This is a genomic window from Gemmata obscuriglobus, from assembly GCF_008065095.1.
In the GTDB taxonomy this organism is placed as follows: domain Bacteria; phylum Planctomycetota; class Planctomycetia; order Gemmatales; family Gemmataceae; genus Gemmata; species Gemmata obscuriglobus.
Genome location: NZ_CP042911.1, coordinates 5,069,747 through 5,085,305 on the forward strand (window position 1 = coordinate 5,069,747; position 15,559 = coordinate 5,085,305).

The 15,559-nt window shown below is 65.2% G+C and carries 12 protein-coding genes; 7 read left to right on the forward strand and 5 right to left on the reverse strand.

The window, feature by feature from the left end:
* The first annotated feature begins 17 nt into the window (after positions 1–17).
* From GobsT_RS20930 to GobsT_RS20940, 3 genes are all read left to right on the forward strand, one after another.
* Positions 18–899: an RNA polymerase sigma factor gene (locus tag GobsT_RS20930; protein ID WP_010042539.1), complete on the forward strand. Its 882-nt coding sequence runs from the start codon at positions 18–20 to the stop codon at positions 897–899.
* A 67-nt stretch (positions 900–966) separates the two neighbouring features.
* Positions 967–1,722, forward strand: a complete 756-nt coding sequence (locus GobsT_RS20935; protein ID WP_010042542.1) for an SDR family NAD(P)-dependent oxidoreductase — start codon at positions 967–969, stop codon at positions 1,720–1,722.
* A gap of 29 nt (positions 1,723–1,751) precedes the next feature.
* Positions 1,752–2,225 carry a TIGR03067 domain-containing protein gene (locus tag GobsT_RS20940; protein WP_010042543.1) on the forward strand — a complete coding sequence of 158 codons (474 nt, stop codon included), beginning with the start codon at positions 1,752–1,754 and terminating at the stop codon, positions 2,223–2,225.
* Positions 2,226–2,646: 421 nt separating this feature from the next.
* On the opposite strand, the gene GobsT_RS20945 is transcribed toward GobsT_RS20940, so the two are convergent.
* Positions 2,647–4,704, reverse strand: coding sequence for a HEAT repeat domain-containing protein (locus tag GobsT_RS20945; protein WP_010042544.1), 2,058 nt, complete (start codon positions 4,702–4,704; stop codon positions 2,647–2,649).
* Positions 4,705–4,775: 71 nt separating this feature from the next.
* Here GobsT_RS20945 and GobsT_RS20950 point away from each other — a divergent pair, with 71 nt between their 5' ends.
* Together GobsT_RS20950 and GobsT_RS20955 are read left to right on the forward strand one after the other, a co-directional pair.
* On the forward strand, positions 4,776–6,326 hold the full coding sequence (locus GobsT_RS20950) for a reverse transcriptase domain-containing protein (protein WP_010042545.1): 1,551 nt from the start codon (positions 4,776–4,778) through the stop codon (positions 6,324–6,326).
* Positions 6,323–7,303, forward strand: a complete 981-nt coding sequence (locus tag GobsT_RS20955) for a formylglycine-generating enzyme family protein (protein ID WP_010042546.1) — start codon at positions 6,323–6,325, stop codon at positions 7,301–7,303. Before GobsT_RS20950 ends, GobsT_RS20955 begins: the two co-directional genes overlap by 4 nt.
* A 30-nt stretch (positions 7,304–7,333) precedes the next feature.
* On the opposite strand, the gene GobsT_RS20960 is transcribed toward GobsT_RS20955, so the two are convergent.
* The 4 genes from GobsT_RS20960 to GobsT_RS20975 form a co-directional block, all read right to left on the reverse strand.
* A complete protein-coding gene (locus GobsT_RS20960; RefSeq protein ID WP_010042549.1) occupies positions 7,334–8,662 on the reverse strand; it encodes an outer membrane protein assembly factor BamB family protein in 1,329 nt (442 codons plus the stop codon).
* A gap of 35 nt (positions 8,663–8,697) precedes the next feature.
* On the reverse strand, positions 8,698–9,219 hold the full coding sequence (locus GobsT_RS20965) for a P-loop nucleotide/nucleoside kinase family protein (protein ID WP_010042551.1): 522 nt from the start codon (positions 9,217–9,219) through the stop codon (positions 8,698–8,700).
* Positions 9,220–9,287: 68 nt separating this feature from the next.
* Positions 9,288–10,976, reverse strand: a complete 1,689-nt coding sequence (locus GobsT_RS20970; protein WP_029601004.1) for a DEAD/DEAH box helicase — start codon at positions 10,974–10,976, stop codon at positions 9,288–9,290.
* Positions 10,977–11,248: 272 nt separating this feature from the next.
* A complete protein-coding gene (locus GobsT_RS20975; protein WP_010042555.1) occupies positions 11,249–12,628 on the reverse strand; it encodes an arylsulfatase B in 1,380 nt (459 codons plus the stop codon).
* Positions 12,629–12,815: 187 nt separating this feature from the next.
* Between GobsT_RS20975 and GobsT_RS20980 the strand changes: the two genes are divergently transcribed.
* A complete protein-coding gene (locus GobsT_RS20980; RefSeq protein ID WP_010042557.1) occupies positions 12,816–14,192 on the forward strand; it encodes a UTP--glucose-1-phosphate uridylyltransferase in 1,377 nt (458 codons plus the stop codon).
* 222 nt (positions 14,193–14,414) lie between these two features.
* Positions 14,415–15,500, forward strand: coding sequence for a S1C family serine protease (locus tag GobsT_RS20985; protein WP_010042560.1), 1,086 nt, complete (start codon positions 14,415–14,417; stop codon positions 15,498–15,500).
* Positions 15,501–15,559: the final 59 nt, after the last annotated feature.

Sequence of the window (15,559 nt, forward strand, 5' to 3'; positions counted from 1 at the left end):
GACCCGGGAGTAGCGTCGTGTTCAACCCGTTCACGGAGGTCATCGACGAGTCCGATGACCTCGCCCTCGTCGAATCGGCGAGGGGCGGCAGCCTGGAGGCCCTGGAAAAGCTCGTCCTGCGGCACCAGGCGTGGGTGTACAACGTCGCCGTCCGCATGGTCTTCCACCCGCAGGACGCTGAGGAGGTGACCCAGGAAGTGCTCATCAAGGCCGTCACCCGGCTGAGCACGTTTCGGGGGGAGAGCGCGTTCCGCACCTGGCTCTACCGCATCGCTACGAGCCATGTACTGAACATGAAGCGACGCGGCGGCGAACTCCGACCGCAGACGTTCTCGTCCTATGCGGCGGCCATCAACGACACCCCCGATCTGGACCTGCCCGACCCGAAGAGCGTGCCCGTGGACGTGCCGCTGCTCGTTGAGGAGGCCAAACTGACTTGCACGACCGGGATGCTGATGTGTCTCGACCGCAAGCAGCGGCTCGTGTTCACCCTCGGCGAGATCCTCGGCACCAGCGACACCGTCGGCGGCGAGGTGCTGGAGATGTCGGCCGACAACTTCCGGCAAAGTCTGACCCGCGCCCGCCGCGACCTTTACCAGTTCATGCACGGCCAGTGCGGCTTGGTGAACGCGAACAACCCGTGCCGGTGTCCCAAGAAGACGAAGGGGTTCATCGCCGGCGGCCACGTCGATCCCGACCACTTGCTCTTCGTTCCGCTGCGCGTCCGGCGGATCAAGGACGTTGCGGCCGACACGGTGCGCGAGATCGAGGACGTTCTCGACCGCAAGTACGCGGCCCTCTTCCGTGAGCACGCGTTCCTCGAACCGCCCGATCAAGTCGCGTGGGTCCGCCGGGTTCTTGACGGCCCCGACATCCGCACCGCCTTGCACCTGGATTGAACATTTCTCCCCGACAGTTGTCACAGTCGATCTCCCGGCGTGTCTACGGGTGCAAGGAGGTCGAACCATGTCAAAACTGCAAGACAAAGTGGCCCTGGTGACCGGGGCGTCGAAGGGGATCGGGGCCGGCATCGCCCGGGAACTGGCCGTCGCCGGGGCGGCCGTCGTGGTGAACTACGCCAACGACCAGAGCGGCGCGGACGCGGTGGTTGGCGAGATCATTCAGGCCGGCGGCCGAGCCATCGCGGCTCCGGGCGATGTGTCCAAGGCAGCCGATGTGGCCCGACTGCTGGCCGAAACCCGACGGGCATTCGGCGCGCTCGACGTGCTCGTGAACAACGCCGGGGTCTACATGCCGATGCCGCTGGAGGCAGTCACCGAGGACGAGTTCCACCGCGAGTTCGACACGAACGTGCTCGGACCGCTGCTGGTCATCCGGGAGGCACTCAAGCTCTTCGGGCCGCACGGCGGCAGCGTCATCAACATCGGCTCCGGCGCCTCACGGATGTGCCCGCCCGGCTACTCGGTTTACGCGGCCTGCAAGGCGGCTCTGGACGCCATCACGGGAGTTCTGGCGAAGGAGTTGGCCCCGCGGAAGATCCGCGTGAACTCGGTCAATCCCGGTGCCACGCTGAGCGAGGGCACCAAGGCCGCGGGCCTGTACGGCACCGGCAGCGAGTTCGAAAAACAACTGGTCGCAATGACACCGCTCGGCCGCATCGGCATGCCACAGGACATCGCGAGGGTCGTGGCGTTTCTGGCGTCCGACGATTCCGCCTGGCTGACCGGCGAGGTCATCCTCGCTTCCGGCGGGCTGCGGTAGATCGCTTCAACCACTCACGAGGGGAACGGATGAACCGGTTCGTGCTGAGCATGGTGTGCGGGGCAGTGGCGGGTGTGGTCCTTGCGGACGAACCCAAGGCTGACGCCAAGAAAGCCGCGGTCGAGAAGGCACTGAAGGTGTTCACGGGCACCTGGGAGATCGTCACCGTGACGCCGGACGGGGCGACGAAGGACGCCCGGCGGCTGGTGTTCAACAAGGACGGCACCTACGCGGCCCAAGACAAGGACGGGAAGGAACTCTGGGCGGGGACGTTCGAGATCGACCCGACGGCGGCCCCAAAGGTGTGGGACCACCGGTCGCACGACGCGAAGAAGACGGGCGCGGACGTACTCGGCATCTACGAACTCGACTGTGACAAGTTGAAGGTGGCCTGCGTGGTCGGGCAGTGGAAAGACAAGCAGTGGACCGGCAAGGCGCGCCCGAAGTCGGTCGACCCGAAAACGGCGGATGTGGTGATCGAGATGAATCGGGTCAAAGGGTAGGTCAGGGCGAAGTTAGAACGTCGAGAGTTCGGTATTACAAGAACCGCGGGGCGTACTTCGCGCACCTTGAGGAACGCAGGTTCGCCTCGCCGACTGACCAGACGACGCCCAAAGGGGAAGACCGACACCGCTACCCTCACCTGATTCCAAGAGCTGACATTGGTCAGTAGTGCCGGCGCCGGCGACCACCGGGTACCAGCGCACGGCACAAGCCGTCACCCAAAAGCAATACCCGAACACGGTCGCGCGGTCGATCAGTGCTCGGCTCGTTGGGAAAAGTTGCCACCTGCCGCGTGAGGCTGCGGGTGATGGTGATGAGCAACACTGGCAGCAAGCTGTTCACGCTCCAATCGCTCACTCACTTCAAGGCGGACGAACATGAGTCGAATCCGGCCTTGAGCCGCGCGGAAAGTGGGTGCCTTTACACCTCGGAGCGGACGGTTTTGCGGAACACGGTATCCTCCCGGTACATCCATTCGCCGCGCTTCAACAGCCTCTCGCGCACCTCGTCCGCCAGTTCGGGGTTGCGCAGCGCGTTCAGGTTCTCTTCCAGGTACTCTAAGTTCGACGGCGCGGTGAAGCACGCCGACACGCCCGGCGTGTTCAGCGTGTAGCGAAAGCAGTCGCTCGGCCGGAACGACGGGTCGAGCAGTCGGCCGTAACAGGTGTTGTTGAACGTCAGGACGGAGGTGCCCCGTTCGCACGCGAAGGGAAGCACCTCGGTTTCAGCCTTTCGATGTGCGGCACTGTGCCGCACCATCACCGGGTTCCAGCCCTCAATAATGGCGTCGCGAGCGATGCCGCGGTTGTGCGTCGAGAGGCCGTACACCTGAACCAACCCGTCCGCCTTCAGCCGGTCCAATTCCGAGCGGACGTCAGGGGTAATGCGCTGCCAGGACTGCGTCCAGAAGATGAGGAAGATGCTGATCCGTTCCAGCTTCATGTTGCGTAGCGCGCGTTCGACATCTTTGCGGATCTTGACGGGGTCGGCTTCGAAGGTGCCAACGAGAACATGAACTCCGCGCCGATCGGCGGGCGAGAGGCGTGTCATGAACCGCGTGAGTGTGGCGTAGTTCGGCTCCCAGAAAAAGAGGTTCACGCCCTGCTCGGCGGCGCGCACGTACCCTTCAACGGGCAGCCCGTAGTGCCCCGATACGCCGAGCGGCGACACGACCGGACCGTCGGGACCAATCTGGCGTGGTCTCACGAGATTGATCGCCGGCAGCGCGAGCGGTTCGGCGGGTTCGCGCGGCACCGCGGGCGGCTTCCAATGCGCTTCTGGGGCCAGACTCCAGATCGGCACGCGGCACAGCTTGGAAGCACGTGCAAGCACGAACCACGACGTTTCCTGTGTCGGGTTCTCGACGAGTTCTTTTGCGCGGGCCGGGGTCAGCGCGGCTGCACGCGAATACGGGTGCGTATCGGAAAACGGCTCCTCTATCGGCTCGCTCACTTCGACGAGTTGGGGGCGCAATCGGGCGAGATCGGTGGCAGTTTCGTCGGCCGGGAACGCCTCCCCAACCTGCGCGGCGGCCCACTTGAGGGCCACCAGCGGCGGAGACTCCATTGCAAGGATGTGCTTCGCCACCTCCTCAATGCGGTCCAGTTCTACCCCACGGGTCAGGGCATCGAGAACGGGCGCGGTGTCCTCGCGCGGGTCGCCCAGGTAGCTCAGCGCGTGCGCCCATTGCGCAACGGTCCCGTCCTCACGCAGCGCGAGAACGACCCAGCTCCGCACCCGTTCGTCCGGGTGGTTCACGAGTCGCGCGAGTACAGACAGCGCGTCGCGCCGGCCGGCCCGGCCGAGTAACTCCAGGTTGCGCGCGAGGACCGCCGGGTCCCAGTCCCAGAACGGGCACCACGTGGACGGATCGTCTGTGACGCGTTCGGCCGGCGCCTCACCGGTCCAGCGGTAATGCAGGTACTCCCCAAGGCGCAGGGCGTGCGGATGCTCACCGAGCATCCGTACGATCAGCTCCTGGCTCCTCCCAGGCTCACGGCCAAACGATTCGAGGACTTGGGCGACCGCGTACCGCACGCGCCAGTGCGGATCTGAGGACGCCGCCATAACCGAGGCGTACGCACCTTGAGCCGCGAGTGCGCTCACAGCCGCGCGTCGCACTTGCCAGAACGCGTCGTACTCCCGCAGGCGCTGGAGCGCACGGGTCGTGAGCGCCCTCGGTCCGCATAGCTTCCGCCGTGTGACCTCATTCACGGCGAGGATACGCACACTCGGGTGCGGGCTGTTGAGCGCGCGCACGACTGTGTCGGATACAAGCGCCGAAGTGTCGTGTTCGAGGCTGCGGAGCGCGGCCGCAGCGGCGGTCGCACCGGTCTCGCGGTTCAGCACCAACTCGACCAGACCTTCAATTTCGGCGCGTTCGACTGTCCCGCGAAATGCTGACGCGACTGATGGCGCCGCGTCGGGGTCGAGCAGGGCGTAGGAGCGGGCCAGCGGGTGGTCGTTTGGAACGCGCATCGGTGCTTGTGCAAAGGGGTGACGTCCGCTAACTTCTACGCACATCATCGACGGTCGGAGGGGGTCACGCAATGTCTGCTTCTCAGTCCGCTCCGGCGTGGCTGCTGCTACCGCTCCCGGCCAACGCGGACGCCGACGCAATTCTCATCGCCACAATCGAGCAGTACGCGACTTCGCTACCGCAAGAGTTCAAGAAGCTCCACGACGCACTCGACGAGGTGCGGGCGCTGGCGAGCTATGAACCGGCCGTGAACCGCTCCAACACGCTCGTCTGGGAGAAGCTCGAAACCCTGCTCACAGCGCCAGAAGGAACGGCCCGCATCGCTCTCATCCGTTACGCTCGCGAACACATGCCCGAGCGGGCGTGCGCGCGTGTCCTACGGCGGCTCGCGAAAGACGCGGACATGAACGTACGCCGCACCGTGGCGAAAGCGATCCGGAAGGCGAAGATTCAAGAGGTCGCCATCCCGGCCAAGAAGGACGGCGACTGGGACCCGTCCGGGTGGCTCCTACCGGACGAAGTTTCAAAGGTCACGCGCCACAAAACCGGCAAACGCGCGCAAGAGCGCAGCGGGGTTCCGGCGCTCACGAAGCTCGCAGAGTTGCGCAAGCTCCTCGGGATCAAATCGACGAACCAGCTCGGGTTCTTCCTGCTCGCCAGCGACCACAAGGGCGGGCCGTACACCACACACAAGATCCCGAAACGCGACGGCAGCGATCGCCAGATTTGCGCGCCCAAGAAACAACTGAAGTGGGTGCAGAAACAGATCCTGAAACACATCCTGAGCAAGGTGCCGCCGCACCCGGCGGCGCACGGGTTCGTCAGCGGCCGCTCCACGGTGAGCAACGCCACCCCGCACGTCGGCGCGGAGTTGGTGGTGAAGTTCGACCTCAAGGACTTCTTCCCGACGGTCCACTACTTCCGCGTGATGGGCCTGTTCGCGAGCCTGGGTTACCCGGTCGGTAACTGCATGTTCGGCACCGACGACGGCGCCAACCAGATTGCGCCGGTGCTCGCCCGGCTGTGCTGTTACACCCCGGACCCGAAGCAGTGGGGCAGCGCAGCGCTTCCGCAAGGCGCGCCGACCTCACCGGCGATCTCGAACCTCGTGTGCCGCCGGCTCGACGCCCGGCTCCAGGGTCTGGCCGAAACCAATCACGGCACCTACACGCGCTACGCCGACGACCTGACCTTTTCGTTCCCCAAAGCGGAAGGCATGAACCTGGGCCGGTTCCGCTGGTGGGTCGATCAGGTGTGTCAGCAGGAAGGGTTCGTGGTGAACCAGGAGAAGTTCCGGGTGATCCGCGATTCGCAGCGCCAGGTGGTGACCGGGATCGTGGTGAACGACGCGGTTCGCGCGCCCCGTGAGCTGCGCCGCGAGATCAGGGCTATCCTCCACAACTGCGAAACCAAGGACCTCGAATCGCAGGCGAAACGGCACCCGCGGTTCCGGGGGAACGTCCCGGCGTTCTCGCAATACTTGCGAGGCATTGCGGCGTACCTCAACATGGTGCAGCCGGAGCACGGGGCCGCCCTGCTCCGCCGGGTCAACGAACTGCTCGGCGGTCCGATCGAAGGTGACACGCCCTCGCAGGACCAGGGGAAGGCGGGTGACGCATGAGCGACGACGACACCGTGCCGGACGAGGCGAGCCGGTTCCCGTCCGCCCGCGCGATGGTCGAACTGGAAGCCCTCACCAATCAGGCTCCTGGGCCGGAACGCGGGCTCGCGGCATGGAAGCTCGTTACGGCCGCGGCCCGCAACCCGGACGGGCACGCGGCTATCGACTTCGCGCGCGAGCACGAACTCGTGCAACCCTGCGAACACACAGACAGCACGATCGCGAACCTGAAGTGGACGAACCCGATCGACGGGTCGGAAATGATCTGGATACCCGCCGGCAAGTTCTCCGTCGGAACGCAGGGCGAGTTCGGCGAGTGCGCGGGGTTCTCACTCGCCCGCTGGCCGGTCACCAACGAGCAGTACGTCCAGTTCCAAACAGAAACGGGTTACTGGCCGCAGGACGCGCAGAACCCCGTTACCGGCGATCTGCTCGCGCACTGTACCGGTGGAAAGATCCCGAAAGGCCGGGAGAAGCACCCGGTCACCTGGGTGTCGCTGTTCGACGCGCTCGCGTACTGCGCGTGGGCCGGGCTCACGCTCCCGACCGAGTGGATGTGGGAAAAGGCGGCCCGCGGTACCGACGGGCGCATGTACCCGTGGGGCACGAACGCCGGCACCAAGGGGAACCGTAAGCTCGCGCACGTCGAAGCGCGTTCGACGTGTGAGGTGGGGAAGTTCTCACACGTGCGCTCGCCGTTCGGGTGCGAGGAGTTGGTCGGCAACGTGTCCGAGTGGTGCCTACCCGCGGCCGAAGACGCCGCACCGGGCGAGTTCCCGCCGACAGAGCAGAACATCCCGTACCCGACCGAGGCCGCCCCGGTGGAAACGGTCGTGCGCGGGGCGTGCTTTCTGCGGGGATCAGCGAACGCGATGAAATCGACGCACCGTCGGCGCCTCTCCGTGGCGCGGCGGAACCAGTGGGTCGGGTTCCGCCCGGCGTGCCTGTTGCCAGTGCGACCGTCGGCGAAATTCTAAATCGCTCATCGACCGCTGAATCCGTTCAGGTCATTTTGCCTCAATGCAGTACAGGTACTTTTCGCCACGCAGGAACAGTTGCTTGCCGACCGCAACGGGTGAGGCGTCGATCGGGTCGTCAAGCTTATTGACCGATACCACGTCCAGCGACTCTCCGGCTTTCACAACAACCGTGGTTCCGGTGCGGTCCACGAAGTAGATGTGTCCGCCGGCCACGAGCGGCGAAGCGTAAAAGGTCTTAGCCTGCGAAAGCCGCTCCTTCTCGATAACCGCCTTGCCGGTCTTCGCGTTGAGGATCGTGACCATCGGTTCATTGGTGGAGTTGAAGTACAACAGTTCTCCACTGAGCACAGGCGACGGGACGTACGGCGTACCGAACGAATAACGCCAGTCGACTTTGCCTTTGTCACCGAGGTCACCACTCGAACCGAGTGGGACCGACACGGCGGCGGCCCGTTGGTAGCCACTCATACAAATGACGGAATCACCGAACCGCACCGGAGACGGGATCGGGTTTACGGTCATGCCGCCACACTGCCACAGCACCGCACCGGTCGCGAGGTCGTAGCTGCGGATACGGGCCGTACCGTTGGTGACCACCTGCGTCTTACCCCCGAAGTCCACGACCAGCGGGGTGGACCACGTCGTCTTCTCGTCGCGCTTCGCCTCCCACTGCGTTTTCCCGGTCGCGGCCTCCAGACAGATGAGCCGCGAATCGATCTCCTGGTCGTAGTTCAGCAGCAAGTGGCCCCCGTGAACGACCGGAGTCACGGCCTCGCCCCAGCCGAGCCGCGTGTGCAACCGGCCGAGATCGGTCCGCGCCCACTTCACATTGCCGTCGAAATCGAGGGCGTAGGTGCCGAACGAGCCGAACGACGCGTACAGCAACTTCCCGTCGGTCGTCGGCGACCCCGCGGCGTAGGAGTGCGTGACGTGGTGGCCTTCGTGCGGCACCATCTCCGCAACCTGCTTTTCCCACAACTTGCTGCCGTCCCGCCGGTCGAAGCAGAGCACGACGAACTTGTAAAAGTTCGTCGGCGGTTCCGTCTTCACCGCGAGCTTCGTTTCGACCTTGGGCATCTCCTCGGGTTTGGCCCTGCGGTCCGTTTTGATGGCGGTGAGGACGAAGATGCGGTCCCCCCACATGATCGGCGTGGCACTACCGCGGCCGGGCAGTTCGGCCTTCCAGGTGATGTTGGTCTTCGCGTCCCACTTGATTGGCGGGCGAGCGTTCGGCGCGGAGCCGTCGGCGTTGGGTCCACGCCAGTGGTGCCAGTTGGCTTCGACATCCCTCGGGCTTTGAGCGCGGGCGAACGGCACAAGTGTCAAAGCGAGCGCCACGGCAGCGAGGCGGTGCATCGGGTTGAACTCCGGTGTTAAAGCGGACGACGAACCTACCCACCAAGATACGCGAGCGCCCGCGCAACGCACTCGTCCAGCGTTAGCGCCCCGGTGTCGAGGGTGAGCCGCGGCAACGTCAGCGGAACAGCGCCGGCCCGAACGCGGTCGTAAAGGTCGGGAGTGCGGTTGCCAGCCAGGTGCGCCCCAGCGGAATGGTCCGAGGCGATCCGCTCACGGGCGACGCCCGGCGCGCACACGCACTCAATCACGCGCAGCGATAAACCGGCCTGGGCGGCCAGCGAGGAGGGGGCATCAAGTTGACCGGCTTTGCTGAACGTGCGGCCGTCAAGGAAGACGGGCACCGTGGGACGTGTCTTGAGAAGGTGCGCGGCGGCCTGGTAGACCGCCGTCATTGCGATTTCATCTTGCGCGGAAGAGTAGTCCAGAACGGAGGCAGTGAACAGCGCGGCCCGGACAACATCTTTGCTGAGCACGACGCCACCGGATGCAGCGGCGAGGCGGGCGGCGAGTGTACTTTTACCACTCCCGGGCAAACCGGCCATTGCAATGAGCATGGTGGCGTTCCCGGAAACGGCACGGCGCCGGAGTGACACACCGGCCGCCCTTGTGTGACCAACTCGAATCACCCCTGACGGTCCCGCCGGGCGCTCACCCGCCGGCCCCGGAGGCGCACGCCGTTCAGCGACTCGATCACGTGTTCGGCAGCGTCCTCGGGCACATCCACCAGCGAGAACCGCTCCGTGATCTCGATGCTGTGGATCTCGCGCCCGGGCAGGCCGGCCTCGTTGGCGATCGCCCCCACGAGGTCGCGCGGCATGATCCCCGCCTCGCGCCCGGCGCTGATGAAGATCCGCGCGAGCCGCGGCCCCGGCCCGCGGAAGGCACCGGCCCCCCGCCGCGGGGGCAACGGGTTGTTGTCGCGTCCGTTGCGATCGCCGCGCTGGGGGACAGTCGCCACCGGAATGTCCGGACCGTCGTCGATGTCGCCGCCCCGGGCGCGGTGCGCCAGTTTGAGCGCCGCGAGAGCCACATCGGTCGGATCGAGTTCGCCCACGAGTGACCCGAACATCGCCCGGAACGCCTCCAGTTCCCCAGCGGCGACCGTTTCACGGATCGCGACCTTCGTGCGTTCCAGCCGCTTCTCGCGAAGGGTCGCGGCCGTGGGCACCTGGCCGTACTCGATCCGCTGCCCGGTGTGTCGCTCGATCGCGCGGAGGGCGCCTTGCTCCCGCGGTTCCGCGACGGTGATCGCCACGCCCTCGCGGCCGGCGCGGCCGACGCGGCCGATCCGGTGAACGTAGTTCTCGATCCCCAACGGGAGCGAAAAGTTCACCACGTGCGTGAGGTGTTCCACGTCGAGCCCGCGGGCCGCGACGTCGGTCGCCACCAGCAGGTTCGCCTGCCCGGCGCGGAACAGGCGCATCACCCGGTCGCGGGCGTCCTGCGCCATGCCGCCGTGCAGCGCCTCGGGCCGGTACCCCCGGCCCCCGAGCGCCTCCGTCAGCTCGTCCACTTCCGAGCGCGTCTTGCAGAAAATGAGCGCCGCCGCCGGGGACTCCCCGTCGAGCACCCGACCGAGCGCCGCGAGCTTGTACTGCCGCTGCACCACGTACGCGGTCTGGCGCACCTTCGGCAACTCGCCCGCGGGCACCGGGTCCCGCGTGACGTGGATCTCGGTCGCGTTCTTCAGGTGCTTGACCGCGATCGCCTTGATCCTCGGCGCCATGGTGGCGGAGAACAGGGCCGTTTGCCGCTCCGTGGGCGTGGCAGCGAGGATCGCCTCAATGTCCTCGGCGAACCCCATGTCCAGCATCTCGTCCGCTTCGTCGAGCACGACGACGGTGATGGCGTCGAGCTTCAGCGTGGTGCGGCGCATGTGGTCGAGCGCGCGGCCCGGGGTCGCGACGACCACGTCGATCCCGCGGTCCAGCGCGCGGATCTGCTGGTCCATCGGCGCGCCGCCGTAGATCGGCAGGACACGCACACCGAGCGGCTGCCCGTATTTCGCAACCGACTCGGCCACCTGCATGGCGAGTTCGCGCGTCGGCACGAGGATCAGGGAGGTGGGCTTGGTGCGTGCGGTGCTTCGTGCGAGGCCGTGCAGAATGGGCAGCGAGAACGCGGCGGTCTTGCCGGTGCCGGTGGCGGCCCGGCCAATCAAGTCGTGCCCCTCGATCAGCGGCGGAATCGCCTCCCGCTGAATGGGCGTCGGCTCCTCGTATCCCAGTCCCGTAAGCCTTTCCACGAGGCGACTGTCGAGACCCAGCTTAGCGAACCCCGACTCAGTTTCCGTCGCCATCGTTTCAACCATGTGGATTTTCTCTGAGTACAGTTCCGTCAAAGGTAATCTCTTATTATATGGAATCTTAACGCCGAACCGAGAGCGGCGTGTGAATTCCGGGAGAGCCGCCGGAAAATGGGCGAAAAAACCGGTTGGTATTCACGCCAGCGGCGCCTTCCAGAATTAGAGGTTCACCGCGGCACAACGGTTCGCGCGGAACCGGAATGGCAGCGCCGGACCGACCGACGACACTTGCAGTCGGTCCCGGACAACTCCGGTAACCGACCGGACTCGCGACGTGTTCAATCTTTCTCGCCCCACACCTTCGGAGACACGAACCCTTTCGGTTTCGGTTTCGCCTTTGGCGGAACCGCCTGCTTCGCGAACCTGGCCAGCGCCTCACGCAGTTCGCTCACCTTGTCGGCGTACTTCTCGGCAAGGTTTGTTTTCTCGAACGGGTCGTCCTTCAGGTTGAACAGCTCAACACTTGCTTTGCCCGGGTTTTTCGCCGCAGCGCCGTCGGGATCGTCCGTCCCGTTCTTCACAACCAGTTTCCAGTCGCCGGCGCGAACGGCCCCGGTGTTTGGCGTCGTGTTAAGCAGAATGGCACCGTGCGGGCTCGGTTTGCCGCCCGTCAGGACCGGCCAGATGTCGAGGCCGTCGACGGGTAGCTGCTGTTCACCCGTCGGCCCGCCGAGTTTCAGCAGCGTCGGGTACCAGTCCACCACGTGAAGCGGCTCGGTGATCGTCGTCCCCGGCCTGATGTGGCCGTCGAAGGCGGCGCACGCCGCAACGCGCACACCGCCTTCGTACAGGGTCCCCTTCCCCGCTCGGAATTTCCCGTTGCTCGTCACCACACCGGGTTGCGGACCGCCGTTATCGCTCAGAAACACGAAGAGCGTGTTCTTACGCACGCCAGCCTTCTCGACGGCCGCCACGATCTGCCCGACCGCCTCGTCCATCGCGGCGAGCATCCCGGCGTACTTCTGTCGCTCGCCCTTCAGGTGCCCGTAGGGTTTCAGATACTCCTCCGGAACCTGGTGCGGGGCGTGAACGGCGTTGAAGGGCACGTACAGGAAAAACGGCTTCTTCCCGGCATGAGTTTGCACGAACTGCACAGCGTCCTTCGCAACGAGGTGCGTGCTGTACCCCTCGTCGCTGTTCACCTTGTCGTCACGGTGCCAGTCAAAGCCGCCGTCACGGATGTGCGTGAAGTAGTCGAGAGCGCCGTTGTAGTGCCCGTACTGGTGATCGAACCCGCGTTTCGTGGGCAGGTACTCGGGGGCAAAATGCCCGAGGTGCCATTTGCCGATCACGGCAGTCGTGTAGCCGGCGTCCTTCAAGCCCTGCGCGACGGTACGCTCGTCGAGTGGGAGTCCGTACTGCGCCCACGGGCGAACCACCCCGACTTGTAACCCGTGGCGCATGGGGTAGCGACCGGTCATAAACGCAGCCCGAGTCGGGCTACACACCGGCTGCGCGTAGAACGCGTCGAGGGTCGCACCGGCAGCGGCGATTTTGTCGATGTTCGGCGTTTTGATCTCTTTGCCGCCCATGAACCCGCAGTCCTCGCGGCCGAGGTCGTCGGCGAGGAGGAACACAACGCTCGGTTGCGCCGGCGCCTCGGCCCGCGCCACCGACGCGGGCGCGAGAAGGAAGAGCAAAACTGTGAATCGCCGCATGGGGGTTCGTCCTGTGATGGGGAACTCAGCCCGGATACGTATCAAGGAGAATACCGGCGAACCATTCCGGCACGCCCGCTGCTCTCGATGAAGAAGTTTTTTGCGCCGACTTGAAAAAGCTCGTTCCGGCGCGCCAGATAGCACCACGAGCCCACAGAACGGCTCACCGACTCACGGGAACCACACGATGCCCCCAGCGCCTGCCGAACTCGCTCAGCACCTCACGGCCCACGGCCAGGAGCACATCCTGCACGGATGGGATCGGCTCTCAGACGCCGAGCGAACGGTGCTGATCGAGCAGGTCACCGGCATCAATTTCGGCGCGCTCCATGACTTGTATACGGCGCACGATACGGCCCCCGCTGCGCTACCCCCTCGCAGCGCCATCGGGCCGCTGCCCGTGCTTCCCCGGGCCGCCACACCGGAGGCCCACGCGATTGGTGAAGAGGCCCTCCGTCGCGGAGAAGTCGCGGTCCTGCTGGTGGCCGGCGGACAGGGCAGCCGGCTCGGGTTCGATCAGCCGAAAGGGATGTACCCCGTCGGCCCGGTCAGCAAGGCAACGCTGTTCCAGGTCCACGCCGAAAAGGTGCTGGCGGTGTCGCGGCGGTACGGCCGGCCGGTCCCGTTCCTGGTGATGACCAGCCAGGCCACACACAGTGAAACCGAAGCGTTTTTCCGAGCCAATAACTTCTTCGGTCTTGCGCCGGAAGATGTTGTATTCTTCCGACAGGGAACCATGCCCGCGGTCGACATTGCCACCGGAAGGCTCCTGCTGGAAGCCCCCGGCAAGCTGTTCCTGAGCCCCAACGGCCACGGCGGCACGCTCACGGCGCTGCGCGAAACCGGCACCCTCGCACAAATGCAGGCACGTGGCATTCGGCACGTGTTCTACTTCCAGGTAGACAACCCGCTAGTCAAGGTGTGCGACCCGGACTTCCTTGGAAACCACATACGGGCAGAATCCGAAGCCTCCTCAAAGGTCGTGTACAAGGAACAGCCCGGCGAGAAGGTCGGCATCCTGGCTGTCGTGAACGGGCGGTGCGCGATCGTCGAATATTCTGATCTGCCGGCCGAAATGGCTGCGGAGCGGACCGAAGATGGTACGCTCCGCTTCCGGGCGGGAAACCCGGCGATCCATCTTTTCGATCTCGGGTTCTTGGAGCGAGTGACTGGGGCCGGTGGGCTGACGTACCACGTCGCCCGCAAGAAGGTACCGCACCTCGACCCGGCGACCGGCGATTACGTTTCGCCCACAAAAGAGAACGCGCTCAAGTTTGAGCTGTTCATCTTCGATGCGTTACCCATGGCCGACCGCTGGGTCGCAATGGAAACGAGCCGCGAGGAGGAATTTGCGCCGCTCAAGAACGCCACCGGGGCTGATTCCCCCGAGACGGTTCACCGGGCGATGAGTGCTCTCCACGCCTCCTGGCTCCGTCGCGCTGGCGCCACCGTCCCAGAAGGGGCGGCAGTCGAAATTTCCCCGCTGTTCGCACTCGACCCGGAAGAGTGCGGACGGAAAATGGCACCCGGTACGCAAGTTAGCGCATCCGCGTACTTCCGTTAGTGACAGCGAATCGCCACCAGTGCGCAATCTTTCCTCATCGGTATTTTTTCGCCGCTGCTTCAAATGGCCACGTTGGGTGCGAACAATACGAGCAGCCACTTGCACACGGCACAAAGATGAGGGAAAGTGGAGAAACCGGGTAGCGGTGATGAATCCCCCGCGTACCCACGATACTCTTCTTTGGAACCTCACGTTTCCGCCCGATAGTCGGAGTCACCCACCATGACCACGCCACGGTCGGCCCGTTTGGCCGTCTGCCTCGGCTTGCTCTTCGTTGCCGGTCTCGCGGCCGCGGCGCCTGCCGCAAACGAGAAGCCCGCCGCGAACGAGATGCCGCAATGGGACATTACGCGCACTACCCAGCCGGAAGACCTCGCCGAGCTAAAGGCGCTCCAGGCTACAGTCAAAAAGGTGGTCGATAAATGCACCCCGGCGACCGTCGCGGTGCTGTCCGGCTCGAGCGCCGGCAGCGGCGTGATCGTCAGCGAGGACGGGTTGGTGCTCACCGCGGCTCACGTGATCCGCGAGTACGCGGGGGGCGGGAAGGGACAGATGGAAGGCCGGGCGCTGCCGTTCACCGCGGGCAAGTCCATCAAAGTGATGCTGGCGGACGGAAAGCGGGTGAACGCCAAGACCCTCGGCATTAACGAGGGCTTGGACAGCGGAATGGTGCAAATCACCGACAAGGGACCGAACAACGGAAAGTGGCCGTTCCTGCCGATTGCGAAGTCGGGCAGCCTTCAAAAGGGGCTGTGGGTCGTATCGCTGGGACACCCGAACGGCCCGAAGGACGGCCGCTCGCCTGTCGCTCGACTCGGTCGGCTCCAGGGCAGCACCAAGAACGTGCTCCGCACCGACTGCACCCTCGTGGGCGGTGACTCTGGCGGCCCGCTGTTCGATCTCAACGGGAACGTGATCGGCATCCACAGCCGCATCGGGCTGCCGATCTCGCAAAACATCCACGTGCAGGCCGACCAGTTCAAGAACGAGTGGGATCAGTTGGTCGCCGGCGAGTGGGTGGACAAACCCGCCAGCCTCAAGACTACTACAGCGTACCTGGGTGTAGTGTTTCCTGATGACGAGGAAGAAGACGCGTGGCTGAAGGAAGTGGAAGAGGACGGCCCGGCGGGCAAAGGGGGTCTGAAGCCCGGTGACACGATCACCAAGTTCAACGCCACCGCCATCAAAACCGTAAAGGCGTTCCGCAAACAGATGGAATCCGTTAAGGCCGGCGACACGGTCCAGATCACGGTCCGCCGCGGCGCCGCGGTGCTGACCATGCCCGTTACCCTGGCCAAACGGGTCTGACCGCGACTGTACGGCTCCGCCCACACGCCCCACCCTCTCCCTGCCCCGTGGCGCTCGCG

Excerpts from the sequence above, each read along its gene's own strand:
- GobsT_RS20980 (WP_010042557.1), top strand. The coding sequence starts at position 12,816 with ATGCCCCCAGCGCCTGCCGAACTCGCTCAGCACCTCACGGCCCACGGC.
- GobsT_RS20970 (WP_029601004.1), bottom strand. The coding sequence starts at position 10,976 with ATGGTTGAAACGATGGCGACGGAAACTGAGTCGGGGTTCGCTAAGCTG.
- GobsT_RS20950 (WP_010042545.1), top strand. The coding sequence starts at position 4,776 with ATGTCTGCTTCTCAGTCCGCTCCGGCGTGGCTGCTGCTACCGCTCCCG.
- GobsT_RS20965 (WP_010042551.1), bottom strand. The coding sequence starts at position 9,219 with ATGCTCATTGCAATGGCCGGTTTGCCCGGGAGTGGTAAAAGTACACTC.
- GobsT_RS20960 (WP_010042549.1), bottom strand. The coding sequence starts at position 8,662 with ATGCACCGCCTCGCTGCCGTGGCGCTCGCTTTGACACTTGTGCCGTTC.
- GobsT_RS20940 (WP_010042543.1), top strand. The coding sequence starts at position 1,752 with ATGAACCGGTTCGTGCTGAGCATGGTGTGCGGGGCAGTGGCGGGTGTG.
- GobsT_RS20975 (WP_010042555.1), bottom strand. The coding sequence starts at position 12,628 with ATGCGGCGATTCACAGTTTTGCTCTTCCTTCTCGCGCCCGCGTCGGTG.
- GobsT_RS20945 (WP_010042544.1), bottom strand. The coding sequence starts at position 4,704 with ATGCGCGTTCCAAACGACCACCCGCTGGCCCGCTCCTACGCCCTGCTC.
- GobsT_RS20935 (WP_010042542.1), top strand. The coding sequence starts at position 967 with ATGTCAAAACTGCAAGACAAAGTGGCCCTGGTGACCGGGGCGTCGAAG.
- GobsT_RS20955 (WP_010042546.1), top strand. The coding sequence starts at position 6,323 with ATGAGCGACGACGACACCGTGCCGGACGAGGCGAGCCGGTTCCCGTCC.
- GobsT_RS20985 (WP_010042560.1), top strand. The coding sequence starts at position 14,415 with ATGACCACGCCACGGTCGGCCCGTTTGGCCGTCTGCCTCGGCTTGCTC.